General features: G+C 34.3%; 25 protein-coding genes and 1 riboswitch. Of the genes, 14 read left to right on the top strand and 11 right to left on the bottom strand.

Going from position 1 to position 26619, the window contains the following annotated elements:
• Positions 1–9 precede the first annotated feature (9 nt).
• Positions 10–912 carry an IS1595 family transposase gene (locus FJV36_RS07605; protein WP_158728025.1) on the bottom strand — a complete coding sequence of 301 codons (903 nt, stop codon included), beginning with the start codon at positions 910–912 and terminating at the stop codon, positions 10–12.
• A 403-nt stretch (positions 913–1315) separates the two neighbouring features.
• Between FJV36_RS07605 and FJV36_RS07600 the strand changes: the two genes are divergently transcribed.
• A complete protein-coding gene (locus FJV36_RS07600) occupies positions 1316–1888 on the top strand; it encodes a pseudouridine synthase (protein ID WP_158729413.1) in 573 nt (190 codons plus the stop codon).
• Positions 1889–1945: 57 nt separating this feature from the next.
• Positions 1946–2407: a tRNA (cytidine(34)-2'-O)-methyltransferase gene (locus tag FJV36_RS07595; protein WP_158729333.1), complete on the top strand. Its 462-nt coding sequence runs from the start codon at positions 1946–1948 to the stop codon at positions 2405–2407.
• A 66-nt stretch (positions 2408–2473) separates the two neighbouring features.
• Here FJV36_RS07595 and FJV36_RS07590 read toward each other — a convergent pair whose 3' ends face one another.
• From FJV36_RS07590 to FJV36_RS07580, 3 genes are all read right to left on the bottom strand, one after another.
• On the bottom strand, positions 2474–3256 hold the full coding sequence (locus FJV36_RS07590; RefSeq protein ID WP_158729332.1) for an ABC transporter ATP-binding protein: 783 nt from the start codon (positions 3254–3256) through the stop codon (positions 2474–2476).
• Positions 3256–4287, bottom strand: a complete 1032-nt coding sequence (locus FJV36_RS07585; RefSeq protein WP_158729331.1) for an iron ABC transporter permease — start codon at positions 4285–4287, stop codon at positions 3256–3258. The genes FJV36_RS07590 and FJV36_RS07585 overlap by 1 nt, the downstream gene beginning before the upstream one ends.
• 69 nt (positions 4288–4356) lie before the next feature.
• A complete protein-coding gene (locus FJV36_RS07580; protein ID WP_158729330.1) occupies positions 4357–5499 on the bottom strand; it encodes an ABC transporter substrate-binding protein in 1143 nt (380 codons plus the stop codon).
• Positions 5500–5906: 407 nt separating this feature from the next.
• On the opposite strand from FJV36_RS07580, the gene cobU reads away from it, so the two are divergent.
• From cobU to FJV36_RS07545, 7 genes are all read left to right on the top strand, one after another.
• Positions 5907–6422, top strand: a complete 516-nt coding sequence (gene cobU, locus FJV36_RS07575; RefSeq protein ID WP_086453700.1) for a bifunctional adenosylcobinamide kinase/adenosylcobinamide-phosphate guanylyltransferase — start codon at positions 5907–5909, stop codon at positions 6420–6422.
• Positions 6419–7060, top strand: a complete 642-nt coding sequence (locus tag FJV36_RS07570; RefSeq protein ID WP_086453699.1) for a diphthine--ammonia ligase — start codon at positions 6419–6421, stop codon at positions 7058–7060. Before cobU ends, FJV36_RS07570 begins: the two co-directional genes overlap by 4 nt.
• An 84-nt stretch (positions 7061–7144) precedes the next feature.
• A complete protein-coding gene (gene cobT, locus FJV36_RS07565; protein ID WP_158729329.1) occupies positions 7145–8827 on the top strand; it encodes a nicotinate-nucleotide--dimethylbenzimidazole phosphoribosyltransferase in 1683 nt (560 codons plus the stop codon).
• 32 nt (positions 8828–8859) lie between these two features.
• Positions 8860–9660 (top strand): adenosylcobinamide-GDP ribazoletransferase, encoded by an 801-nt coding sequence (locus FJV36_RS07560; RefSeq protein ID WP_158729328.1) that lies wholly within the window; start codon positions 8860–8862, stop codon positions 9658–9660.
• Complete coding sequence (gene cobC, locus FJV36_RS07555; protein WP_158729327.1) at positions 9645–10181, top strand: alpha-ribazole phosphatase family protein; 537 nt, start codon at positions 9645–9647, stop codon at positions 10179–10181. The genes FJV36_RS07560 and cobC overlap by 16 nt, the downstream gene beginning before the upstream one ends.
• Positions 10182–10221: 40 nt before the next feature.
• Positions 10222–10420: riboswitch (cobalamin riboswitch) on the top strand.
• 31 nt (positions 10421–10451) lie between these two features.
• Complete coding sequence (locus FJV36_RS07550) at positions 10452–12305, top strand: TonB-dependent siderophore receptor (RefSeq protein WP_158729326.1); 1854 nt, start codon at positions 10452–10454, stop codon at positions 12303–12305.
• A gap of 4 nt (positions 12306–12309) precedes the next feature.
• Positions 12310–13356, top strand: coding sequence for a YncE family protein (locus FJV36_RS07545; RefSeq protein WP_158729325.1), 1047 nt, complete (start codon positions 12310–12312; stop codon positions 13354–13356).
• 299 nt (positions 13357–13655) lie between these two features.
• On the opposite strand, the gene FJV36_RS07540 is transcribed toward FJV36_RS07545, so the two are convergent.
• Entirely contained in the window at positions 13656–14276 is a 621-nt protein-coding gene (locus tag FJV36_RS07540) for an N-acetylmuramoyl-L-alanine amidase (RefSeq protein ID WP_158729324.1), read from the bottom strand.
• A 181-nt stretch (positions 14277–14457) separates the two neighbouring features.
• On the bottom strand, positions 14458–15906 hold the full coding sequence (locus FJV36_RS07535) for a S41 family peptidase (protein ID WP_158729323.1): 1449 nt from the start codon (positions 15904–15906) through the stop codon (positions 14458–14460).
• Positions 15907–16024: 118 nt separating this feature from the next.
• Between FJV36_RS07535 and FJV36_RS07530 the strand changes: the two genes are divergently transcribed.
• Genes FJV36_RS07530 through FJV36_RS07515 form a run of 4 tightly spaced genes read left to right on the top strand, consistent with a single transcriptional unit; the run spans position 16025 to position 18208 of the window.
• Positions 16025–16534 carry an RNA polymerase sigma factor gene (locus FJV36_RS07530; protein ID WP_158729322.1) on the top strand — a complete coding sequence of 170 codons (510 nt, stop codon included), beginning with the start codon at positions 16025–16027 and terminating at the stop codon, positions 16532–16534.
• The gene (locus tag FJV36_RS07525) at positions 16521–16991 is read left to right on the top strand and encodes a hypothetical protein (RefSeq protein WP_158729321.1); all 471 of its coding nucleotides are present in this window, start codon (positions 16521–16523) and stop codon (positions 16989–16991) included. Before FJV36_RS07530 ends, FJV36_RS07525 begins: the two co-directional genes overlap by 14 nt.
• Positions 16992–17043: 52 nt before the next feature.
• Positions 17044–17643, top strand: a complete 600-nt coding sequence (locus FJV36_RS07520) for a DUF4252 domain-containing protein (RefSeq protein ID WP_158729320.1) — start codon at positions 17044–17046, stop codon at positions 17641–17643.
• A 1-nt stretch (position 17644) separates the two neighbouring features.
• On the top strand, positions 17645–18208 hold the full coding sequence (locus FJV36_RS07515) for a DUF4252 domain-containing protein (RefSeq protein WP_158729319.1): 564 nt from the start codon (positions 17645–17647) through the stop codon (positions 18206–18208).
• A 30-nt stretch (positions 18209–18238) separates the two neighbouring features.
• On the opposite strand, the gene FJV36_RS07510 is transcribed toward FJV36_RS07515, so the two are convergent.
• The 4 genes from FJV36_RS07510 to FJV36_RS07495 form a co-directional block, all read right to left on the bottom strand.
• Positions 18239–19843, bottom strand: coding sequence for a PepSY-associated TM helix domain-containing protein (locus FJV36_RS07510; protein WP_158729318.1), 1605 nt, complete (start codon positions 19841–19843; stop codon positions 18239–18241).
• A gap of 100 nt (positions 19844–19943) precedes the next feature.
• Positions 19944–22091 (bottom strand): TonB-dependent receptor, encoded by a 2148-nt coding sequence (locus FJV36_RS07505; RefSeq protein ID WP_158729317.1) that lies wholly within the window; start codon positions 22089–22091, stop codon positions 19944–19946.
• 224 nt (positions 22092–22315) lie between these two features.
• Positions 22316–22696, bottom strand: coding sequence for a hypothetical protein (locus FJV36_RS07500; RefSeq protein WP_233264581.1), 381 nt, complete (start codon positions 22694–22696; stop codon positions 22316–22318).
• Between the two features lie 194 nt (positions 22697–22890).
• Complete coding sequence (locus tag FJV36_RS07495) at positions 22891–23358, bottom strand: YafY family protein (RefSeq protein ID WP_233264580.1); 468 nt, start codon at positions 23356–23358, stop codon at positions 22891–22893.
• Between the two features lie 254 nt (positions 23359–23612).
• Between FJV36_RS07495 and FJV36_RS16335 the strand changes: the two genes are divergently transcribed.
• Entirely contained in the window at positions 23613–25712 is a 2100-nt protein-coding gene (locus FJV36_RS16335; RefSeq protein ID WP_199251032.1) for a YecA family protein, read from the top strand.
• Here FJV36_RS16335 and FJV36_RS07485 read toward each other — a convergent pair.
• The gene (locus tag FJV36_RS07485) at positions 25668–26570 is read right to left on the bottom strand and encodes an IS1595 family transposase (protein WP_158728025.1); all 903 of its coding nucleotides are present in this window, start codon (positions 26568–26570) and stop codon (positions 25668–25670) included. The genes FJV36_RS16335 and FJV36_RS07485 overlap by 45 nt on opposite strands.
• Positions 26571–26619: the final 49 nt, after the last annotated feature.

Genomic DNA, 26619 nt, shown 5'->3' with positions numbered 1-26619 from the left:
TCGAGTTACTTACTTAATGACTACGATTTGCTTCCAACCCTGATGCGGATGTGAGACTAATCGTTTGAATATATTATCAAAAATAGAATCTTTGTAAATTGACCTGTTCAGTCGATAAAAATATTCATCTAAATATTTTTGGAGATGTTCCTTTTTGACGTGTGATTGAATCGTTCTTATTGCAGTTTTTACCTGATGAATAATAGTGTGCATTTCTTTGAAGTTTTTCCCAGGAACGCTTTTTTCTTGGACGATGTTATAGCTCTTTGCTATTATTTTGTAAGCTGTCCATTGGTCTGTTTTAATATTCGCATCTTTACTTATATGCTCGTCAAATAATGGTTTTATTGACTTTGCAGAATAATCATCAATAACATTTGCATAACCTCTTTTTATCTTTCCTTCATCTGTCAGCTCAACAGCACAAGCAACTTTTGCCTTTTTGCTATCGTAACTTCTACCTTGTTTTCCTGTTTCTTTTCCGCCAACTACAAATTCATCAACTTGTACATTTCCTGTCATTGGATACTGTTTTGAGGACTTCATCGCAAGTCTTACTTTTTGCATAAACAACCAAGAAGTCTTTTGAGTTATTCCATAGCGTTTTGCCGCTTGAGTTGAGGATATTGATTTGGTTGTACAAGTCATTTCAAAGGCAATACAAAATGCTTTTTGAATTCCAAATTTAACTCTATGAAAAAGAGTTCCTGCCGTTGCACTCTCTTTATATCTACATTTGGTACACTCTCTTTTATTGTGTTTTTCAAAATAAACATACTTCGTATTCTCGCAACGTTTACATCTATAGCCGTCTTTCCACTTCTCATTGGCTATAAATTCACGGCAACTTTGGTCGTCTGGGAATGTCTTTATGAACTCTAAAATATTCTCCCCCTGAAATATACTTTCCATATCCTTGTATTTACTATAAATATAAGTGTTTTTTAAGTAAGTAACTCTATATATTTTTTAATATATTTTTCAAAAAATAAGTTGTGTAAAAAGTAGGATTTTACCTTATTAATATTATGTAATGTTATTGTTTCTAACAGTAATTGTACAGTTTTTATTAAATCAACTTCTATAGTGTTTCGGTTTACATGTGAATAGTTTTTTAAAAGTTACAATTCTAAAATTTAATAATAATCATATGAATATTAGTCGATTAATTTCTTATTGATTAGGGAGTGAAATTTTTTTTATTTTATTGTGCTAATGGGAATAATTGAAAAATAGGATTAGCTAGGTTTAAAAGAGAAATCTCTTTCTTAAAAAAAGGAATAACCCGCTATATTTGCCAAAAAGATTTTATTTCATGCACCGCCATTTCATCATTCACAAGCCTTATGGCTTTTTAAGTCAGTTTATTTACGAACTCAAACGAAAAAAACGCTTGTTGGGTGAACTCTTTGATTTTCCAGATGGCACTATGGCTATTGGTCGATTAGATGAAGATTCGGAAGGGTTGTTGCTCTTGACAACCGACGGTAAAGAGAGTGAAGCAATTAGGAGTAAGAAAGTCGATAAAGAATACTATGTACAAGTAGATGGTGTCATCACGCAGCAAGCTATTGATGAAATAAAAGAGGGAGTTGAAATTGGTTTCAATGGAACTAAATATAAAACCAAGCCTTGTCAAGCTTTTATTTTGAATGAAATACCTAATTTTGGCCCACGCGGAAAAAAAATAAGGGATGAAAGACACGGACCTACAACATGGGCTTCAATTATTGTAAATGAGGGTAAATTTCGTCAAGTACGAAAAATGACTGCAGCCGTTGGATTCCCCACCTTACGCTTGGTTCGTGTTCGAGTTGGCAATGTACATCTCAACGATTTACAAGCTGGAGAAGTTATAGAAGTAGAAAATTTTCAAATAGAAAATTAAAAGGTAGTACTAGTTTTTTTAATCTTTTAATTTTCAAATCTTTTAATAAAGTATAAAATGTTAAACATCGTTTTAGTAGAACCTGAAATTCCAAATAATACTGGAAATATTGGCCGATTGTGTGTGGGTACCGAAAGTCGTTTGCACCTGATTCATCCTTTTGGTTTTGTTATCAATGATAAAAACCTCAAACGATCCGGACTAGATTATTGGGTGCATCTTGATGTTACGGAATACCAAAATGTCGCAGAGTGGATGAAAGTAATTTCAGATACTTCAAGAGTTTTTCTAATGAGTTCACATGCAGCCCATTCTTATTTGAATATCGAATTTCAAGATGGTGATTGGTTGGTTTTTGGCAAAGAAAGTGTGGGCTTGAGCCAAGAAGTATTGGATTTGTTTGCCAAAGAAAATCAACTTAAAATTCCGATGTCACCCTTAATACGTAGTTTTAATATTGCTAATTCTGTTGCTTTTGTAGTAGGAGAGGCGAAAAGGCAAATTGGGTTGATTGTCTAATGTGCACCCTGAGTAACAAGGGATTTTTAGTCGGTAAAATTTTGAAAATAGGGGTTAGAGGGCTTGCTAGGAAATCACAAACTTCCCTTTTTCAGCATCAAAAACAATATGTTCGTCTTTAAAAAGGGTATTAAAATTTCCTTTTTTGATCAAGTTACAGGGTTCATCTTGCACTACATTTCCGGGAATCATGATAATCATTTCGTCGCTCATTTGTATCGCCATATCAATGTCATGAGTAGAGAACAAGATGCATTTACCTGTTTCATGCGTTAGTTTTTTTAGCAATTTTAATAGCGCTACTTTATGCAGTAAATCCAAGTGCGTGGTAGGCTCATCCAGAATGATTAGTGGGGTATCTTGTGCTAATGCTCTTGCAATTAATACTTTTTGCAATTGTCCGTCACTTATTTCATAATGCTTTTTATCAGCCAAATGAGAAATTTGCGTTAATTGCATGGCTTCATTGATCTTGTCACTATCCTCTGAAGATAATTTACCTATCCAGTTGGTGTACGGTTGCCGTCCTAAAGCAATTAGCTCATAGACAGTTAAATTGCTTGGCGGAAGTTTCTCTGTAAGTACAATGCTTAAATTTTTGGCCAAAGCCAAAGAATTGTAGGAAGAAATATTTTTCTGAAGCAATAAAACTTCTCCAGATAGAGGTTTTTGTATGCCTGTAATGGTTTTTAATAAGGTTGATTTTCCAATCCCATTTGAACCAATAAGTGCAATGAGCTTGCCTGTTTTTAATGCAATTGAAACATCAGTGGCAACCACAACCGACTCTTTTTTATGGGAATAACCAATGCTAATTTTTGATGCTTCCAGTAGTATTGAGTGTTCCATTAGCCTATCATTTTTTGTTTTCGAACCAAGAGCCAAATTACCATGGGCGCCCCAATAATGGACGTGATGGCATTTATGGGTAAGCTAAGATTCAAGCTTGGTATTTCTGAAAGTAAATCACAAATGAGCATGATACTACCTCCAAAAATTAAAGTACTCCAAAAAAGTATGGTGTGATTGCTAGTTTGAAAAGTCAACTTGGCTAAATGTGGTACAGCAAGTCCTACAAACGCAATAGGTCCAGCAAATGCTGTAATGCTGCCGGCTAAAATACTAGTAGCAACAATGATGATCAATCTTGATTTTTGATAATCTAAACCTAAACTGCGGGCATAATTTTCGCCAAGTAATAAAGCATTCAATGGTTTTATGCTTACGACACTTAAAATAAGTCCTATTATTACGCAAACAGCCAGCACAAATACGGATGGCCAAGATAAATTACCCAAACTGCCCATAGACCAAAACGTGAATTTTTGTAATTGCTCCGCGGTACTCATGTAAGATAATACTCCAACAATGGCACTGGTAAAGCTGCCAAACATAAGCCCTACAATGAGTATGGCCATGGTATCTCTTAGTTTTTGTGAAACAAATAAAACGGCAAGTAAGACTAATGAACTTCCTATTGTAGAAGCAATAACTACGCCGTACGCCGAAAGTAAAAAAGGAGTTAAGAAAGCTGGAAGTATTCCTGCACCCAGAATTACAAACGCTACTCCCAGACTGGCACCAGAGCTTAAGCCCAATACATAAGGTCCTGCGAGAGGATTTCTAAACAAGGTTTGCATTAATAAACCACTTATGGACAACCCCATACCTGCAAGAATTGCCGTTATGGCTTTTGGCAAGCGGTAATTCATGATGATATATTCCCATGTTGTTTTGCTAGCTTGACCTCCCGTTAGACTCGTTGCCACATCCTTAAACGGAATGGATATGGATCCAAAACTAATGTTCATAAAAAATAGTAGCACAAGTACGGTAGCAAAAAAAAAGAATAAAATGGTATTTCGTTTGTGTGTATCCAACGCTTATTTTTTAGAGTAAAAACCCTTTATTTTTTTAATGTAAAATTTCAAGTATCGATATAGTTCTTATTACTTTAATTTTTCGGCAAAAGTAAAAGTATAATTTGGTAATAATTCTGGATGAAATATTTTAATGTAATCTTTTAAAACTAAATCAGGACGGCTTGTTGCTAATTCATAATAGACAGTTCCTCCAGTTGGTCCCACTTTACTCTCAAAAGTATATACATTTTTAGCTTTTAAGGCGTCAAATTGATTGTAATGCGGGTTGCTGTTTTCAAACTCTTTGTTGGTGTTAAAAGAGCCTGTTGCAATCCAGTATTTAGCAGTTCTTGCTTTTTCTAAAATTTTTTCAAATGGTAGACTTAAACTTCCTGTACCTTTAATGTCGGCCCATAAATAATTTGCTTTAGCATCCATCATAAACTGCGCTACCCAGCTGTTTCCTCTTGCTATATACCATTGTTCTTGGTACATAGAACCATACAATACTGTTGAGGTTGATTTTTTTTGAGCTACCAATTGTTGTGCTTCCTTGTAGTTTTTTACTATGGTGTCAAAGATGATTTTGGCTTCTTTTTCTTTTCCAAATAAGGCGCCGTATAATTTCAACCATTCTGCTTTTCCTAGTGGTGTTTGCTCCATCCAGTCGGCTTGAATAAGCACTTTAAGGCCGCTTTTTTGTAAATTATCAAGAGTAGGATTGTTGTTGTTTATGCCAAAGCTTACAATTAAATTTGGCTCTAATTCAATGAGTTGTTCTACGTTTAATTTTTCGTTTTGACCTAAATTTTTAACTAATCCAGCATCAATACGCTTTCTGGTTTTAGCAGATGATATATAATTGGTATGTGGAAAACCCGTAAGTTTTTGTTCTACTTGGAGCATTTCTAGGAACGGAATTATTGTTGTTGAGGTTACAACAATAGATTGTAATGGTACTTGTATTACGGGATGTTTCTTTAAACTATCAGGTACAATGCTATTTTTTTCTTGTAAGATGTAGGTGAATTTTTTTTTGGCTTCGGGCCAAGGATTTGACACCGTAACTTTAGAGAATCCTTCGTATTTATGTATTGACAGTCCTGAGGCGTATTCAATGCTGTTTGCAGCAGTGGTGGAATCAGTTGCAGTGGTATTTTCTTTTTTATTACATCCAATAAAAATTGAAATCATCACAATAAAAAGGGTGCGCTGTATGGAAATTCTCATGGCTTAATTTTTCGCTTGACGCAAAGGTAAATTAAAATTATAAAATTTCTTGTTTATTTTTGGTAGTAAAAAATTGAACAAATACTATATTTACATCATGAATAAGCCAACAAATAAAAGTTGTTCAAATTGTGGAGTGCCTTTTTTATGTCTTGTTGAAAACAGTTGTGTCACTTGCTGGTGTTATGATTTTCCTGTGGTACATGTATCAGATGTTAAAAAAGATTGTATGTGCCCTTCTTGCTTAGAAAGGAGTTTGCAATTTCAAAAAGATAGTAGTACTGAAAAAGCATGAACAAAAATACTCAATAACAAAAAGTTAGATTGAAGTGAAAAGGGTCTGGGATACAGGACTGATTTTCCATTAAAAAGTAGAAAAAAGAATTTTATAAAGAAAGAAACAAAGAATGATATATTTAATAACGGGTGGTGAACGTTCAGGAAAGAGCAGCTATGCTGAAAGTTTAGCCAAAGAACGTTCCAGCAATCCTATATATGTAGCAACTGCTAGAAAATGGGATGCTAATTTTCAAGAACGAATTGATAGGCATCAAAAAGATAGAGACGGACGCTGGATCAATATTGAAAAAGAAAAGTTCTTAAGTGAAATTGATTTTACAGGCAAAGTAGCCGTAATAGACTGTGTCACGCTTTGGTTAACTAATTTTTTTGTGGATACTAAAAATAATATTTCTGAGTGTTTGGAACAAGCAAAAGCTGAAATTGATGCTCTTGCAAAACAACAAAATACTACCATTATTATAGTTACAAATGAAATAGGAATGGGACTGCATGCAGATACTGCTGTAGGTAGAAAATTCACGGAGTTACAAGGATGGATGAACCAGTATATTGCTAAAACGGCTGATACCGTTGTGTTGATGGTATCTGGAATTCCAGTAACAATAAAAACCAGTATATGAATTTTGTAACCTCATGGAGTGGAGGGAAAGACAGTTGTTATGCCATGATGAATGCTGTTCAAGCAGGAAATACGCCCAAAGTAGTTCTCAACATGATGAATGAAAACGGAAAAGTTTCTCGTTCTCACGGTTTGCCGTTGTCTATTTTAGAACAGCAAGCTCAAAAAATGAATCTCCCATTATGCGGAATTCCTGCTACTTGGTGTGATTATGAAAGTAAATTTATACACGTATTAAAGGACTTAAAATCAAAATACGATTTACAAGCTGCCGTATTTGGTGATATTGATTTGCAGGCTCACAAGGACTGGGAAGAAAAGGTTTGTGCTGCTGCTTCTTTACAAGCTATTTTGCCTTTGTGGCAACAAAACCGAATGCAGCTGGTGCGAGATATGATTGCAAACGGTATAATAACCATGATCGTGTCTTGTAATACCCACATGGGAGAAAACTATTTAGGAAAAATACTGTCACTTGACTTAGCCCAGGAATTAATAGGTATTGGAGTTGATCCTTGCGGAGAGAATGGTGAGTTTCATACTCTAGTGCTAAATTGCCCATTATTTGAAAGTCCTATAAATCTCCCAGAGTATACAACGGTAACTTATGATTCGTATTGTTTTGTAGTTTGGCAATAAATGCTAAAGTTTATAGAATTATTTTATAGTTTTTTCTCGAAAATTATTAGAAAAAAATATCCAATTCAAATTTTAAAAAAAAAAATGACTTACCTAGAAGAAATTATACAATCTCGCAGAGATACTCGTCATTTTACCAACGATGAAGTTCCAGACGAAGTTCTTGAAAAAGCCTTGCAGGCGGGTCATTACGCACCATCTGTAGGACTCACTGATGCGACTAAATATTTCTTGATTAAGTCTCCCCAAATCAAGCATGCAATTAAAGAATTGTTTTTAGAATACGATAAAAAAGCTATTAACCTAACCAATGATGAATCCCAAAAAGAAACATACAAAGCCTTAAAACTAGAAGCTATTGAGGAGGCTCCCGTGGGATTAGTAATAGCTTATGACAGATCTGTACTCAATAATTTTACAATAGGTACAGTAGGAAGTAATGAGTCTATAAAGTTTAGTGCCGTGTGTGCAGCTCAAAACATTTGGCTTTCGCTTACAGAGCAAGGATATTCCATGGGCTGGGTGTCGATATTAAACTACCATAAATTTAAAGCCATTCTAGGATTACCAGAACAAATGGAGCCTTTGGGATATTTTTGTGTTGGTAAACCAGCAACAAATTATGAAAATCAGCCCATGCTGCAACTACTCAATTGGAAACAGAAATCAAAAACTCCTTTGGTTGAAGAAATTTCAGTTTTACATCATTTTAAATCTGAAACAAATTCATGGCAATCCACAAGTTTTGAAATAGAAATACTAGTAAAACAACTTCAAGAAAAGATCGATTCTAAGACTAAGCCTACCGGTTCATTGGGTATCTTAGAAAAACTGGCTTTGCAAATAGGGACTGTTTTTCAATCTCTTGAACCCCAAATACGAAACCCCAATATAGTAGTTTTTGCTGCTGATCATGGAATAGCAAATCATGGAGTTAGCGCGTATCCTCAAGATGTTACAAGACAAATGGTGACTAATTTTTTAGCGGGTGGAGCAGCAATTAATGTGTTTTGCAAGCAGCACAACATTGAACTATCTATTGTAGATGCTGGCGTAAATTATGATTTTCCTACTAACACAAAACTGATTTCAAACAAAATAGCAATGGGGACTCAGTCTTTTTTACAAGGACCCGCAATGAGTGCTACTGAACTAGAACTATGTTTTAAAAATGGGAGTGATGCTGTGGATGCAATTGCAAAAAAAGGCTCAAATTGTATTGGTTTTGGCGAAATGGGAATTGGGAACACCGCTACTGCTTCTCTTTTAATGAGTGTTTTGATGAAGCTGCCCGTTTCTGAATGTGTGGGTAAAGGGACAGGGATAAATGATACCCAACTGCAACATAAAATTGCAATTCTAGAAAAATGTAGAGAAAATTATAATGGGCCACAAGATGTAGACAGTTTACTGGCTTATTTTGGAGGATTCGAAATCATGCAAATGGCAGGCGGAATGCTACAAGCAAAAGTAGTGAATATGCTCATTCTTGTAGATGGATTCATAAGTTCAGTAGCTTTTTTAGTGGCTTACACTAAAAACAAATTGGTTTTAGAAAATGCTATTTTTTGCCACTCCTCAGCAGAGCAAGCACACCAAAAAATCCTTGATTTTTTAAATGTTCGTTCAGTGTTGCAACTTGATTTACGTTTGGGAGAGGGAACGGGTTGTGCTTTGGCTTTTCCCATTTTGGAATCGGCAGTTGCTTTTTTAAACGACATGGCCAGTTTTGAATCGGCTCAAGTAGACTCTAAAAACACAAATTAACATTATAAATTTGGCTTAGCCAAAGCATAAAAATGAAAAAAGAAGTTCATATATTTTTTACAGCATTGATGTTTTATACCCGTATTCCGTGTCCTAAAAATATCGATCATAACCCTGATTATTTAAACAAAGCATCTCGATATTTTCCTTTAATTGGTTGGATTGTGGGTGCTGTGACTTTTGGAGTCTATGTTGCGGCCTCTTGGTTGTGGAATGCTGAGATTGGTATTGTCCTTTCAATGATTGCAAGCATATTGATTACTGGTGCTTTTCATGAAGATGGTTTTGCAGATGTGTGCGACGGATTTGGCGGTGGTTGGACCAAAACTAAGATTTTGACCATTATGAAAGATAGCGCTATTGGCGCTTATGGTGCCATAGGTTTGGTGTTGCTTTTTTTTCTAAAGTTTATGGGCCTAGTCACTTTAGTCAAAAGTGAATTGCTATTCACGAATCACCAGTCAGTTTTCACTTTTTTATTAGTTTTTATAACAGGACATGCTCTTAGCAGATTTGCTGCAATATCAATTGTTTTTACACATGAATATTCTCGTGAGGATGCTTCTAGTAAAAGCAAGCCCATTGCTCAAAGTTTCTCAAGTAAAGAGGTTATAGGAGCAGCATTTTTTGGTTTACTTCCACTGGTTGTTATATCTTTTTATCAAATAGCATTTCTCTTAGTTCTAGTACCAATATTTCTTACTCGATTTTTTCTAGCCCGTTATTTTCAAAAATGGATTGACGGCTACACAGGAGATTGTTTGGGTGCCACACAACAAGTTTGCGAAGTTATTTTTTATCTATCAATAAGTGCATTATGGAAATTTATTTAGTTAGACATACCGAGACCGTTTGCGAAAAAGGAATTTGCTACGGCCAATCTGATGTTGAAATTGCAACGCCTTATGAAGCTGTTTTTGATGTTATTTTAAAGCAATTGCCGCAAGATGCGCTACTTTTTTCAAGTCCTTTACAGCGTTGTACCATTCTGGCAAAGCACATTCAAAATAATTTCGCTATTGCAAATGTGACGCTGGATGAACGATTGATGGAAATGAATTTTGGCGATTGGGAGTTGAAAAATTGGGACAGCATTCCACCCGAAGTTTTCACCCCATGGATGACTGATTTTGTCAATGTTTCTGTACCAAACGGCGAGTCGTTTTTAAACCTCCACAACAGAGTATTGGATTTCATGGAAAATGCACTGGATTCCGCTACCACAAAACCCGTTATAATTGTAGCACATGGAGGGATTATTAGGAGCTTTTTGTGTGCAGTTTCTAACCTGCCCTTACAAGATGCTTTTCAGAATAAAGTAGATTTTGGTGCTGTTGTACGTCTTACTTTATAAAATTATCATTTTTTTTGGTGATTTTCTCATTATAATTTTATCTTTGCAATCGAAATTTGGTTGCGTTCAGTACATTCAAGAACGCATTAAAAGGGAATTAGGTTCAAAACCTAAGCTGTGCCCGCAACTGTAAGCTATAAAGCTTGTTGTTATCTACAAAACCACTGCTCGCCTTGGCGAGTGGGAAGGTCAACAACAAGACGCAAGCCAGGAGACCTGCCTTATTTCATAATCAATAGCGGACTTTCGGGAATAAAGGTTCAGGAAATTATGACACATTTTAAAGTATTCTTCTTATTTTGCTTTTTTGCAAGCCAGGTTATTTTGGGTCAAAACGACTCCATCACCCGTTTACGTGAGGTTAACGTTTCTGATGTTAAACTGCGCAAATTCTCCAGTACTCAAACTATAATTAGTTTGAATGACTCTATTTTGTCAAAAAACACTGGACTACTCACAAATTCACTCAACTATAATACGGTTTTGTATTTTAAAGAATACGGTCGTGGGATGTTGTCTACAGTTGCTTTTAGGGGTACAACTTCCTCACAAACTGCAGTGATTTGGAATGGGATAAATATTAATTCTCAAATGAACGGCAGTACTGATTTTAATACTTTAACGAGTAATGATTATAATTCTGTACAAGTAAAAGGAGGAGGCGGAAGTGTTATTTATGGCAGTGGTGCTATTGGTGGAACGCTACATTTAGGTACTAATTTAAGTTTTACAGATGTAATTTCTAATGAAATAAGATACGACTACGGTAGCTTTAACACTCAAAACCTATTGTATAAAGGCATTTTTTCAAATGATAAATGGTCAACACAGTTTGGTTTTTCTAGAAATAGTTCGGCTAATAATTATAAGTTTCAGGATAGTTACGATTGGAGGGGAAACCAAAGATTTAATGAAAATGGAGATTATGAAGTAAATACACTAAATGCTACAGTTGGTTATAAATTTAATGAAAAACAGTATTTAAAACTGTATAGTCAATCCTCAAATACCGATCGAAATATTTCCTTGTTATCATCATCTGAGTCACGTACAAAATACAAAAATGATTTTAGTAGAAATTTATTAGAGTACCAAGCTAGTTTTAATAAGTGGACTGCTTATTTAAGAACGGCATATATAACAGAAGGCTATCAATATTTTGAAGACAATACAAAGCCTGATTATAGTTTTGGCAATACAAATTCATGGATTGTTAAAGCCGATGTCAACCACCAATTTAATAGCAAACTTTTAATAAATGCGCTGTTAGAGTATAATTTAACTAAAGGTGAAGGATCAGGATTTGGTAATCATGAGCGTGAAATTACCAGTTTTGCTGTTTTGGCAAAATACGAAGCCACAAAAAATTGGCAAAATGAGTTTGGCATTCGTAAAGAAATTACAAACAATTACCAATCACCAGTATTGTTCTCTCTGGGGAGTAGTTGGCACGGTATTTCTTGGTATCATATCAAGGCTAATGTTTCTCATAATTTTAGAATTCCAACCTATAATGATTTGTACTGGGAAAGTGGTGGCAATCCTAATTTAAAACCAGAAAGTGCTTATCAAGGCGAACTCGCAAATATTTTTAAATATCATAATGTATCGCTTACACAAACGGTTTACTTCAATAAAATAAAAGATTTATTGCGATGGGTACCTGGAAATAACGGAGTATGGGCACCCCAAAATACAGATCGAGTTAAAGCATATGGTATTGAGGTTTTACTAAATTGGAATAAAAATATTGGACAAAGCCATTGGCAATTGAATAGTACTTACGCCTACACCATATCACAAAACGAGGAAACACAAAAACAACTTTTTTTTGTGCCTTTCCATAAAGCTACTACCTCATTAGCATATTCTTATAAAAAATGGAATGTCAATTACCAAGTACTTTATAATGGTTTTGTATACACCCAAGCAGATAATAATCCTGCAGCTGTGATTCCAGCTTATACAGTAAGCAATACTAGCGTTGATTATGATTTGCCAATTTTAAATAATATTAAAATTGGTGCTCAAGTTCTTAATATTTGGGGGCACAAATATGTGAGTTTGGAACAAAGAATAATGCCAGGGCGTAATTTTAATATGTACATAATTTTTAAATTTTAATATAATGAAGGTAACTAGAATTTTAGTAGTGGTTTTTTCTTTTGCATTTTTAGCATCATGTAGTACTGATGAAAATGAAAATGTTTCAAAAGGTAGTTATGATGATGGTGTTTTTATTTTGAACGAAGGTAATTCCTCTGGTGGTTCGGTATCATTTTTGGGTGATGACATGACTATTTTTAAACAAGATGTTTATGGCGCTGAAAATGCTGGTGATTTCATTGGTAAATATGTACAAAATATTTTCTTTGATGGAGACAAAGCATATATTATTGCTGGTGGATCTAATGTGATAAATGTAGTAAATCGATATTCATTTAAGTTACTTGCAAAAATAGATTCTGGCTTAGCTAGTCCAAGATATGGTGTTGTGAAAAATGGCAAAGCTTATGTTACAAACGCCAATAATTATGGAGGAGCACAAGGTAATACAGATGATTATGTTGCTATAATTGATTTAGCCACCAATAAAGTGGAGTCAAAAATTAATTTGAACGCTACAGCTGATCGCATAGTACTTGATGGCGATAAATTATACATCATTGAGCCTTATAATAATGACAAAGTGTTAGTAGTAAATACAAGTACTAAGGCATTAGAATCTTCAGTTACTGTAGGAGCTAGTGCTAACAGTATGGAGATTACAAACGGTACATTATACGTTTTGGCTTCTCCTTTTTCAGGATCAAGTAAAATTGTAAAAGTTAAACTTTCTGATAAATCAGTATCAGAAGTAGTTTTACCAACGACTTTAAAAGGAGCTAAAAATTTAGATATTTATGGCTCTAAGGTTTTCTTTACTAAAGGGAGTAGTGTTTTTGCTATGGATATTACAGCAAGTCAGGCAAGTGAAACGGCTTTGTTTACCTATACTTCAACTTCTCAATATGGGGTAATGTATGGTTTTGCAGTAGAGAATGATAGAATTTTCATTGCTGATGGAGGAGATTTCGCATCAAACAGTAAAGCGTATGTGTATTCATTAACGGGTAATTTACAAAAGGAATTGACAGTAGGAGTAGGGCCAAATGGCTTTTACTTTAACAAATAATGTATTTTTATTGAGTGCAAAGGTTTTTATTAAAATCGAATGAAAAGCATTTGTAAATATGCTATAAGTGATAACATCTCTTTTACCAGTATTTTACATGTAAGTTAAGTTGTTTCGAAATTAAATTGAATTCAATTTGCTTCCTCAAAAAAAAGTGGTAATGCGATATGCTGCGCAACACGCGGAAGAAACTTTAAAATAGGATTGAATTTCTTATTTTAAAAGACAAGATTGTTTGTCAAATTGAATAAAAAGCGAGACTCAGCAATGAATGTCTCGCTTTTTTGTTACTAATTGTTTTATTTTAAATCAGAAACAAATGAGATAATTGTAGTAGCAATTTTATCTTGTTGTTGATCATCAGTCAGGTAGGCTCTGTCAGATGAATTTGAAAGGTAGCCTAGTTCAATTAGTACTGCAGGTGCCACTGATTTTTTTAAAATTAAAAAAGGAGCTTTCTTAATTTCAGATGGAGCAACTGCATTGTTTTTTAAAAAATTAGTACGCAATTCATTAGCGATTTTAATTGATTGATCGTTAACCAATGACTCATTAGCTTCATAAAACTCCATTCCTGATTTTGATTCATTACGACTTTGGTTTACGTGTAAGGATATAACTAAGTTGGGTTTAATTTTATTGATGAAATCTGCACGATCGGAGAGGGATACAAATTGGTCGTCTTTTCGAGTAAAATGAATAATTACATTTTCATTTTTATTTAAAAATTTTATTTTATGGGATATCTGTTCTACAATTTGCTTTTCAGAACTAGTAATTGATGTAGCGCCAAAATCAGTTCCGCCATGCCCAGCATCAATAACTACGTGAATTTGTTTCTTGTTCTCTACACTTGGTTTTACAAATGCTAGCGATACAAAAGTAGCGCAAGCTAAAAAGAATGGAATAGCTTTCTTCATTGGTTTTCTGTTTTAAAAGTTAATCTATATAAACTTACAAAAATCACTAATTATTGCCTGCTTTTAAATTATTTTACATAAAATATTGTTTAGCAATCATCTGTGAAATAAATAAAAAAAATGCCACAAATTCAAAGGATTGTATCTTCAAATTTGTGGCAAAAATTAGGTTCTAAATTTTTTATTCTAAAGCTTTCAGCAATCCTTCGGGAGCTTTTTCAATATACATTTGGTTCAATCCGTTTACGGCTTGTGAACTGCTAAATGTTTCAAAATCGGCTCTTTGTTTTTGAGATATAATACGACTTGTTCCCGTAATTTTTGCAATAGCAGTTTTTAGTAGAGACTCATTTACGTCTCCCAAAACGCCCAGAGTACTTATAGTTTCTTTTTGCAAGAAATCAGGTTGTAAACCATTTTGATAATCACCAAAACCAGCCGAATTAACAATTTTTAAAACAATAGGTTGCATCGCATATCTGTGTTTTGGATTTCTGTTGTCGGCTCCAAAACCGGGAGAATCATATAGCGTTACTGAACCTACATTTTTCCCTACGGTAACATCACCTATTTGAATTACGTTTATATGGGGTTCTAATCCGTTGATTACTAATTCGCTTGCAGATGCTGAACTTGAACTTGTAAGGATGTAAACTTTGGTTAGGTTTAAACTATTAATAGCGACACTGCCTATTTTATCCGTAAAATAATTGTACAATGCATCAGGCTTCTCAGCCTCAAAGTAATCGTTTATTTTTTTATTCCATTGTTGTTTCGCAAATACCTTACCCGTAAACTGTCCAGTAATCATACTTGCTAAACGTGTTGCTGTTTGCACAGATCCTCCGCCATTGTAACGTAAATCTAACACCAGTTCTGTAATACCTTCTGCTTTTAACGTGCCAAAAGCTTCGTTTAATTTGGTGTCAAAATTTGCTGTAAAAGCGTTGTACATTAAATATCCTATTTTATGAGATCCTGAAGTTATTACTTTATTCACTAGAATAGGATTTTCAGTCAATACTGTTTTTGTAAGGGCTATATTTTTTCCATTGGATACAAATGCGCCTCCCGCTAAATCAGCCATGTTAAGCGTATAATCATTATTAGACCCAAAAAGTAAAGACTGATAATTACTTACCGTAAGTTGCGTTCCATTCACTGCTGTAAAAACATCTCCTCTTTTAATATCTTTAGTAGCAGCATTAGAACCAGGAATAATATAGCGTACAAATCCAAAAATTTCTGATGAGCCAGTTGATTTTCTGCTTAAACCAAACTCAACTCCATTATTGTTAGTAGTTCCTTGAAATTGTCCTTCTAGCTCTAAATAATCATCAACAATCCAGCTAAATTTATCTTTGTTTGCATCTACACGTAGTGCTGCAAATAAATTCTCTGGGGTGCTAAAAGTTTGTAAAAAATTATTTAAATTGGCTTGATCAGCAAATTTTGTTTCATCTAGATTAGCAACTTCATCTGTCCATAAGTAGTATTGATTCATGCCTTTCCAAACAAAATCTTGAATTTCAAGGCTAGCCGGTGGAGCTACGTCATCATTATCTTGACACCCTTGTAATACAAAAAGGGAAATAAGTACTAATAGGGGAATTTTAAAATAGGTTTTCATAGGTTTGGTTTATATCCTTATTAACGTAAAAATACTAACTTTAGTTTTAATTTAATAATTTATGTTACAAAATAACTTTTCAATCGTCTTGTATTTATAAGTTGTTAGTAAAACGTGTATGAACCAAAGCGAATTTGTAGTCTTGATCTCTCCATTTAAGGACAAAGTCTTTAGGCTAGCCAAGCGCTTATTAATTAGTACAGAGGAGGCCGAAGATGCAACGCAAGAGGTTCTGACTAAGTTGTGGTCAAAAAATGATTCTTTAAATAAGTACGGTAGCGTTGAGGCATTTGCAATGACCATGACTAAAAATTTTTGTTTGGATCAGCTGAAATCAAAACGAGCTAATAATGAATCATTAGTTCATTCTAATTATGTAGATACCGCACCAAGTCTTGAAAAAAAATTAGAAGATCAAGATAGTCTCAAATGGGTTGATACTTGTTTAGCTCAATTGCCTGAACAGCAACGCATGATTGTTCAATTACGTGATGTAGAGCAATACGAGTTTGAAGAAATTGCTTCATTGTTACAAATGAATGAAAGCGCAGTACGAGTTTCACTTTCTAGAGCGCGAAAAATAATTAGGGAATACATTATAAAGACACATACCCATGGAAATCAATAAAATTGAGACACTTTTAGAGAAATACTTTGAAGGAGTAACAACTATTACCGAGGAGAATGAATTACGTTCTTATTTTTCTTCAGGCGATGTTGCACAACATTTAATACAATACCAACATTTTTTTAAAGGTCTTAATCAGTCAAAAAAAGAGCAGTTTACCCGTATTGTTCCTTTTTATAGACAAATAAGGCCTGTATTATGGCTTTCCATTGCAGCTTCTGTAATCGTTGCTGTAGGAGTAGGAAGCTATGCTTTTTTAAATACTGATACTACGCCACCACAGTCAGATTTAGGAACCTATGAGGATCCCAAAGTTGCCTTTGAAGCTACACAAAAAGCCTTGTCTTTATTATCGAATAATATTAATGTTGGCATAGAAAGTGTACTATATCTAGAGGAGTATCAAATTGCAAAAAATAAAGTATTTAAAAAACCAGTAAGAAAACAAGGCAGTTAAAAAACGCTAGCCTTTTTCAGTTCACATTTAATCATTAATTATCATTTATATCATGAAATCAATCAATCAAAAGGTGCCATTGAGCACAACGAACACAAAAGCTTTTAGCACTATTCAAAAGACATTTACAAAAATTTTGGTAACACTGGCGCTTTTTTTGGCTACAAGTTCACTTTTTGCACAAACAGCATTTGACAAATTTGATGGTCAAGATGATGTCAAGTCATTTATTGTCAATAAAAAAATGTTTGACTTAATGAGCAAAGTTAAAATGGACGCTTCCGATAAAGAAATGCAGCAATATTTGACTTTAATTAAAAAATTAGACAATTTGAAGGTTTTTACAACCAAAAGTACTCGCGTAGAAGGTGAAATGAAACTTGCTGCGGATAAATATATAAAAACTGGCGGTTTAGAAGAGTTAATGCGAGTAAACGATAATGGTAGAAATGTAAAAATCCTTGTAAAATCAGGTGCTGGAGATACACAGATACGTGAGTTGTTGATGTTTATTGAAGGAGCAAAAAATGAAGATACTGTTTTAATGTCATTGACAGGGAACTTTGATTTAAATGAAATTTCAGTTTTGACAGACAAAATGCGTATCCCAGGCGGCGATGATTTGAAAAAAGCAAGTAAAGGTAAAAAGTAATATGAAACTACGATTCGGAATTCCCGTACTACTGGCGTTATTTTTGGTAAGTTGCAACAACGAGCCGTCATTGCAAAAATATTTTGTTGAACATTCAGAAGATAAAAATTTTATAGCTTTAGATGTTTCTCCCGAAATATTAAATGTAGACAAGGCTAAACTTACCTTGGCGCAAACCGAGGCCTTACAATCTTTTGATAAAATGAACATCTTAGCTTTTAATGCTAATGCGACTAATAAAGCTGAATTTGAAGCAGAACGCGCAAAAGTAAATCTAATTTTAAAGGACAAAAAGTACCAGCAATTGATGAAATTTGGCTCCGGAAAAGAAGGAGCTTCCGTAAGTTTTGTGGGTACTGATGAGCATATTGAAGAGTTTATTTTTTTTGCCAATAAAAATGAAAATGGTTTTGCTGTTGTACGTGTGACAGGTGATGACATGAATCCTACGGCAGTTATGACCATGATGAGTGTGTTACAACAATCAAATATTGATGTGGCTCAATTAAAACCCTTACAGCAGTTGATGAAAGAATTATTGCTACAAAAAAGTAAAGCGTCATGAACTCTTGTTGATGACGCTTTTTTTTTGCTTTTACTTTTTCTTAAGATACAAAATCAATCCTAAAACACTCACGACTAAAATTGCAAGTGCGGCCAAAACCATTGCAGCATCACGCACATTTTTGCCCGCCCAATCTAAAAATAAAAATTTGTGTAGAATAGCAAAAGAATAACCTTCTCTTTTGTCTACGTTTTCTACTTTTGCGGCTAATCTTGAGGTGGCTGTTTCTATAAAATAAGTAGTATTTTCAGGTGTGTCATAAGCAAGTTTCACCACAGGAAGGCGCTTGTTCACAAAGCCATACTCGCGACTTTCAAATTCGTAAATGGTTTTCGTTTCAACCAATTTTGCGTTTTGTAAAGAAGTTTCAGGTTCATCAGTTTCAGGAATCATTTCGCAACAAGCGGCCTTTGGCGCACCATCTGTAAAATAATGCGCTAAAAATTCAGCATATTTCACATCTAGATTAGGCGCGATGCGATTGGTTTGTGCGTTGATGTAAACTATTTCTAGTGGTTGTTTGTCTTTCTTTGCCCATTTTGATTCGGGTGTAGTGATGGCTGTGTTAGTCTTTGTTACTTGCTTGGGAAGCAGTTGGCAACGGTAGTACAAACTGTCTTGAAAAGCAACTATACTAGCATTTTCAAACCGATTCCAATCTAGTTTTAAATCAGTAAGTGAAGTGTTAAGTGCTTCGGATTTAAAGCTAGGTTCGTATACCATTTGCGATAGCGTGTACGGATCCCATTTGGTAGTGGCGTGGTATGCACCGCTAAAAGCGAAGGTTAAGGTAAATAATGAAATCCAAATCCCGATTTGTCGGTGGTAACGTCGGATGCCTTTTTTGGGAGCAAGCGCATCGCTTTTTTTGAATTGTTTCCAGAAAAGCCCATAAATCAAGAGTCCACTGATTGCTGAAAAGGAGATCACAGACAAAAGTAAAATCATGATGATAATGCGCAAACTGTTATTAGAAATCGCATCAATAAAGGACCAATTGTGAAAGGTATCGAAGAACCAAATAAAAATTTGGCGTGATTTCGGGTTGAAAGTCGCTAGTTTGCTTGAGGCGGTTTCTATATAAACTTGCATTTCATCGGCACGATCAAAACTCAGTTGGTATACGGGCAAGTAGCGGTTTACGTATTTGTATTGCGTTGTAAATTCAGTGAGGACTTTGTAGTTTGAAATGCTGCTTGTACGGTCTTGTAAAAAGTAACGCGCTAGAGCTTCGGCGTATTTTTGATCGCCGTTTTCAAGTTGTTCAGCCGTGGCTGTGTCAAAATAGAGTAGGGCTCCTGATTCGGTTTTTACTTGATAATAGGTTTTATCGTTCAGGTTGACTAGGCGAAAGTTTTTGAATGTTTTGAGTTGTTTTTTTTGTAAAACCTCTTTCAACGTCAATGGCAATTGACTCTGATTAATGGCGGTTTGTGGTAGCTCTTGATTGGCGATTTCGGGTTTAAAAAAATGCGCCATAAACGGATGCATGATGCCTGAAAGTGTCCAAAAGATAACTGGAATAATGGTAATAATGGCCAAAGTTCGGTGCCACGCATAGATGTGCTGCTTGATTTTTTTGATCCATTTGGAATCTTTTTTTCGTGTAGATGTCTTTTGATTTTCTTTTTTCATTTTGTGTGTTTTTTAGCCCGGATAGGAGCGATATCCTTTTTTGAGGCCTTTTTTTGGCCTCAAAAAAGATAAAGCGGATAGCCGGATAAGCTCCTGATAATTATTTTTTTAATGATAAGTTGTACTGTAATCCCATCATGAAAATGCGAGGTGCGGCGGCGGTATACGTAGTCTGATCGATTGTGGCATTGCCCCGAGAAACATTGGTAGCATACAATTTATCGGTCAGGTTCATGATATTGGTAAAAAATTCAACTTGTTTGTAGCGGTAGCCTAATCGAGCATTAAAAAGGGTGTAGCCAGCGTAGGAAACAGTGTTGATTTGGTTTTGAAACCAGCTTGATACGTACTGGCACTCTAGCGCTGCACGGAAGTTCGGGAACCATTTTGGGTAATAATTGAGCTCAGAATTAGCAATCCATCGTGGTGCGCTCGGCATGTCAAAGCCGTCGAGCTTTTGAATCGCATCGGTGCTTCGTTTGGAAACAGTAAAGTCGATAAATTCATGGCGCGCATAGGTTCCGCCAAGGCGAAATGCAAGCTGTGCTGACGGTTGGTATTGTAGTCCAAGTTCAATTCCTCGATGGCTTGTTTTTCCGGCTGATTGAGTATCGGTTGAATTATCTGGTTGGCGAATGCTTAATAATTCATTGCGACCATCAAGTACATACACGGCAAAATCTAGTGTCAATTTGTTTTTTAGCAAACTGCTATAACCACCAATTTCGTAGTTTGAAAAATGTGCCGCATCAAGATCCGTGTAAAATTGTACGGGTGTAACTCCAGGTTTTGGACGGAATAAAGTGGTCACCGAAGGTGGAGAGAATCCTTGAGAATAATTGGCATAAAACCCAACATTAGTAAGCGGATTGTAATTGACACCTGCTTTAAAGGTCAGTTGATCGTAGGTTTTGGCTCCCGAAGTAGCATTGATGTTATTGGTGTAATCAATTTTGATGTAGTCGTAACGCGCCCCTGTGGTTACTGTTACTTTTGAAAGCGGTTGAAAGTTGTATTGCACATAGCCTGAATTGTTGTAAATGGTGGCATTGTAATTTGAAATGCGTAAGTCTGGTCGAACTTCTAAAATTTGATACTTGTTTACCGTCTTTCCATCAGGATTTCGGTTGGCTTGTAGTTTAATTTGGTGCGAAAAATAGTCGTTTGGCGACCTATCGTAGGTAGTTCCGGCGATTAGTTTAGAGTTTAAAAACGAAAATCCGTGCGTGTGCTGCGCCACGATTCCGTAACTTTTAAAATCGTTTGAATTGATTTCGCCAGTTGCTTTTGTAGGATCGTTGGTTGCTGATGGTGTAGGATTCCATCGAATGCCGTAGCTTGGGTTTTGTCCTAATTTATTGTCTCGGTGGTAAACTGTTACAACGGTTTGACTGTTTTCAGACCACTCTTTTTCAAGTGTTAGACGACTGCGTAAGACCTCTGATTTTCGGTAGGTAAAATCGGTTGTACTTTTGTAGGAGCGGCTTTTAAAGTCTTGCTCGTTTACGCTTCCCGTCATGTCCGAGTAATATTGCCCATAAAAAGTACTGCTAATCAAACGGAGACTGTTGCTAAAATTGCATTGGAATTTAGCGTTCAAATTGTTTTTGTTGTAATCAGAAAAAGTGAGCCAACTGTTAGTTTGGTCAGTACTAGCGCCCGCAATGGCAAACGAAAATTTGCCTACGGTAGCGCTGCCAAAGGCTTGCAGGTTGCGGTAGCCGTATTGATCTGCTTGAATGCCTACTTTAAACTTGGGATCGCGGCTTGGTTTTACGGTAATAAAATTTACAGTTCCGCCCACAGCTTCTGGACCGTAAAGTGATGAAGCGGGACCTTTGATCACTTCTAGATTTTGTAAATTAAACGGATTCATTTCAAGCAACGCATTGTGGTTGAAAACGCCGAGTGGTCGAATGGGCAAGCCGTCTTCGAGATACAAATAATACGGGCTCAAACCCATAGGTTGCCTGATGGACATTCCGTGTTGCTCGTTACCGAGATTTGTCATCATTACGCCGGGCGTTTTATTTACAATTTCGAAAGCAGAAGTTGCTTTGGTTTCTTGAATGAGTTTTGTAGATAGTTTAGAAATTGCCACTGGCACCTCATTTCGCTTGGCCTTGCCACGGTTGGCAGTAATTACTACTTCATTTAGGTTTTCTACGGTGCTGCTATCTACTGCAGCAGTTTTTTGTGCATAGGTATATTGTAACGCCAAAAGCATTACAAAAATCAATTTTTTCATTTTTTTTGAAAGGTGTAAAAATCTTATTTCAGTGAAAATTTAACCCAGAATCCTTATTTAATTTCGTAATGAAACTGAATGAGTAAATAATGGGTTTAAATTGTTTGCAAGGCTAAAAAGCAAGCAAACAAAGCACGAAAGATCAAGACGCGATTAGTGCCTATGCAATATTGTAAAACGAAATAGGCAACATAATGTGCTTTTCGTTCCAAAATAAATTGATCTTATGAAATGAAATAAGCGGGAGGACGAAAGGTGTAAGCCGAAAATGAAATCGGTTTGCGGTTTACAACGGTTTCGGTTTTTGTTGTAATAACGATAGGTTGTACCAACTCGTATGAAGCACTAAGCAGTTCTTGTACGTACACCACATCAACTTTTTCTTTGAGGGTGTTTTGCATGCTTTTTTCGTTGTCGGTGTAGCGTTTTAGGCTTTTTTGCAATTCGCATCGTCCGTTACAACTATTAAAAACCATTTTGCGTTGCACACAAATGGTTTTTGCAATTTCTTCTTGTTGGAGTTTAAAGTTCAAATACGTAAAAGAGCTGCCAAAAGTGGGCAGGAGTAAAATAAAAGAAAGTATGTAGATACTGAACTTTTTCAAAGTGGTTGTTTTGACGCTGCAAAAGTAACGCATCAAGACAAATTAACGAAATCACAAACGTTAATATTTTCTTGGTGCAGCAAGTCATCGTTTCTAAAGTTTGACGAGTTTTTTTTTAAGCTAAATCGCTAAAACCATGCTGCAAAAAAAAAGGATTTTTTGTTTAGCGTTCGTTATCCATTCAAACCAATCAATTATTCGGCATAACGCGCCAGAGACTTTTGAATAACACTTTTCATTTGATTTCGGAAATAGTCGGGTCGTATCACCTCAAGACCATTGCCAAAACCTAGAAAAATACGTGCTAGTTCATAATTTAGAATCACAAATAAGTGAATAATAATGCTGCCATCTTCATTTTGTTTGATCAACTGTTGTGAATTTAGCAAGGGTTTAGTAAGCACATAAGGAGCATTTAGGGCATCAATCCAGAGTTCAAACCGATTGGGATGCAAACTCGTATTCACAGTAACTCCCACCACATTTTTGTAATACGTGTCCGCATTAAAATTTTCTTTTAAATGAGGCATGTTAAAATCATAATCAATAGCAATGATTCTATCCAGTGCCACATTAGTTATGGGCTGGTTTTTCTTTCTTCTTCCTATCAAGAACCATCTATTATTGAACTCTTTCAATATAAATCCATGAAAATTAAACACTATTTCGTCTCTTAAGAATCATAACACTTTGCAGTTTAAGTTGGGAAAACAGTTTGGGTTATTTTAATTACAAAAACAGGTAGTTATACGCTGTTTTTGTAATTTGTTTTTATTATTTTTGAGAAATACCTTATGGAAAATAGAATACGAGAGAATTAGTTTTAATTGCTCTTTTGGATGTGAGTTGTTTTGGAGTGGTAAGGAGAGGAGTGATGATTTAGATTAGGCTTTTAGGGAACTAATAAAAAAATAGCATGAAAAAAGTTGGAAGAAATGATTCTTGTCCTTGTGATAGTGGTTTAAAGTATAAAAAATGTTGTTTTAATAAAATAGATAGTGAATTGCCTTTTTTTAATCAATTCAACAGAAAAGAACTTTTAGCTACAATTGCATTACTAAAATCTTTACCAGAAAATCATGGTAAAAATATTAGGCTTGAAGAAATTCAGAAAGAGGTATTGCTATCAAAAAATTTTCAAAACAATGCTATTGATTATAAAAAGCTAAATCAATATTTATCTAAAAACTATTCATTTAATAATCAGGAAGATCCTCCAGAGAATTTATTTACAGAAAACATAATGACCCCTTTAGGGAATATGATTGTTTTTCCCGGTGTTACTGAAGGACAAGTATATATTTTACAGTCATTAATTAATGTACTTTCAAATAAAAATTCTTTGCCAAATGCTTTTATCAAAGAAGCTTCAGGTTCAACATTCTTTTTACTTATAGTTTCGAATTTAATTTGCTCATCTTTAAATTATGAAAGAAATCTTTCGTACAAAGATACCGATTCAAATAATATTTATTTTCCTAATGATGATTTCTTGTATAAAAATACGGGGAAACTAATTTTTAGCAAAGAAAGATTTGAGAAATTAAGTGATAAAATTCATTTAGAGTTTAGTTTAATAGAAAACTTTTTAATTGATGTAATAAATGATGATTTAAAAACAAATGATCCAAATGAAAACCCTTTAATTTTTAAGCCAATTCTTAAGATTGAGAATGATTATATAATTATTTCACCAACAAATCTTGTTTTTGCAATAGTTTTTAATATTTATAAATTAGGTGTAGTACATAATTGTTTGGATGCTTTAATAAAACACTTTTCTAAAGAATGTTGGAAACAATGCAATTTTATATTAGATGATTTTGGTTATAAAAAAATTGATTTTAATTTAAACAATAATGATTTACCGCTTTATGAAGGTATCTATATTTATGACACTGATAAATTAGCTTATGTAACATATCAATTTGATGATGGTAAAGACTACAATTCAGTTTATCCTTTAACACCTTATTTTGGAGAGGATATTCTAAATAAAGTATTAAAGCATAAAAAGGAAACATATAATAAATTGATTAGTAATGCTGATTTCGAAAGATATGAGATATTTAATTTGAATATAACTTTGGGAATAGGCAGACCGATAATGATTACGTATGAAGGTTTAGATAAAAAATGTATTCATTTAGTTTTGAGAATGGATGAGTTATTGATACTACATAAAAGCAACAAACTAAATAATCTTACTTTATATAATTTTGCAAAAGCTAAAACGGAAATCAATCTAATAACTCCATATTTTTTAGACAACATATCGATGTTTATTGAAAATAAAGAAAGCTTTTATATCGATGATGATTACAAACTAGATAGACTTTTTATTACCGTGGGTAATGCACTTGATTTTAAAACTGAGGCAATTATAAAAAATGATGTACATGTAGGTCTATACCCACTTGAAAATGGTTTTATTTTTCTTCCTGTAGAAAGGGAAACTTTACCTGCTAATTTACCTATTTTTAGAAGTAAAAATATTGGTAAATTTTCAAATAAAATATTGTCAAGAGCATTTGAAAAAGAAATTTGGATTGAATCAGCAATAAATATTGATGAAGATGAAATTGATAAGAATCACTTTACTATTGAAATATGTATCGCAATCGCATTTTGGTTCAATGAAATTGCATTAATTTTAGATCCATATTTGAAACTGAACAAAATAAAGCCTTTAATTTTTAAAATCGATTTTGAGTATATTGAAAATATTCTTGATGAATTTGATAAACTAGATAATTCAATAGATCCATTTGAACAAATTATTTATTCTGTAAATGAAAACGAAATTAAGATTAGTCTTGATTCTTATTTTTACAAAGTAATTTTTAGAAATGATAACTTTGGTGAACAATTATTGATTAAAAGGATTTTATATATTTTATCTGAAATATATGATTCGGACAATTGCCAAATTTTGAATTTAAATTTTAATGAAATTAATGTTTCGAGTTACTTACTTAATGACTACGATTTGCTTCCAACCCTGATGCGGATGTGAGACTAATCGTTTGAATATATTATCAAAAATAGAATCTTTGTAAATTGACCTGTTCAGTCGATAAAAATATTCATCTAAATATTTTTGGAGATGTTCCTTTTTGACGTGTGATTGAATCGTTCTTATTGCAGTTTTTACCTGATGAATAATAGTGTGCATTTCTTTGAAGTTTTTCCCAGGAACGCTTTTTTCTTGGACGATGTTATAGCTCTTTGCTATTATTTTGTAAGCTGTCCATTGGTCTGTTTTAATATTCGCATCTTTACTTATATGCTCGTCAAATAATGGTTTTATTGACTTTGCAGAATAATCATCAATAACATTTGCATAACCTCTTTTTATCTTTCCTTCATCTGTCAGCTCAACAGCACAAGCAACTTTTGCCTTTTTGCTATCGTAACTTCTACCTTGTTTTCCTGTTTCTTTTCCGCCAACTACAAATTCATCAACTTGTACATTTCCTGTCATTGGATACTGTTTTGAGGACTTCATCGCAAGTCTTACTTTTTGCATAAACAACCAAGAAGTCTTTTGAGTTATTCCATAGCGTTTTGCCGCTTGAGTTGAGGATATTGATTTGGTTGTACAAGTCATTTCAAAGGCAATACAAAATGCTTTTTGAATTCCAAATTTAACTCTATGAAAAAGAGTTCCTGCCGTTGCACTCTCTTTATATCTACATTTGGTACACTCTCTTTTATTGTGTTTTTCAAAATAAACATACTTCGTATTCTCGCAACGTTTACATCTATAGCCGTCTTTCCACTTCTCATTGGCTATAAATTCACGGCAACTTTGGTCGTCTGGGAATGTCTTTATGAACTCTAAAATATTCTCCCCCTGAAATATACTTTCCATATCCTTGTATTTACTATAAATATAAGTGTTTTTTAAGTAAGTAACTCTA

This window comes from Flavobacterium sp. I-STPP5a, from assembly GCF_009764685.1.
In the GTDB taxonomy this organism is placed as follows: Bacteria; Bacteroidota; Bacteroidia; order Flavobacteriales; family Flavobacteriaceae; genus Flavobacterium.
The sequence above is the reverse complement of the archived record's forward strand: the minus strand, read 5'-3'. Positions and strand labels throughout refer to the sequence as shown.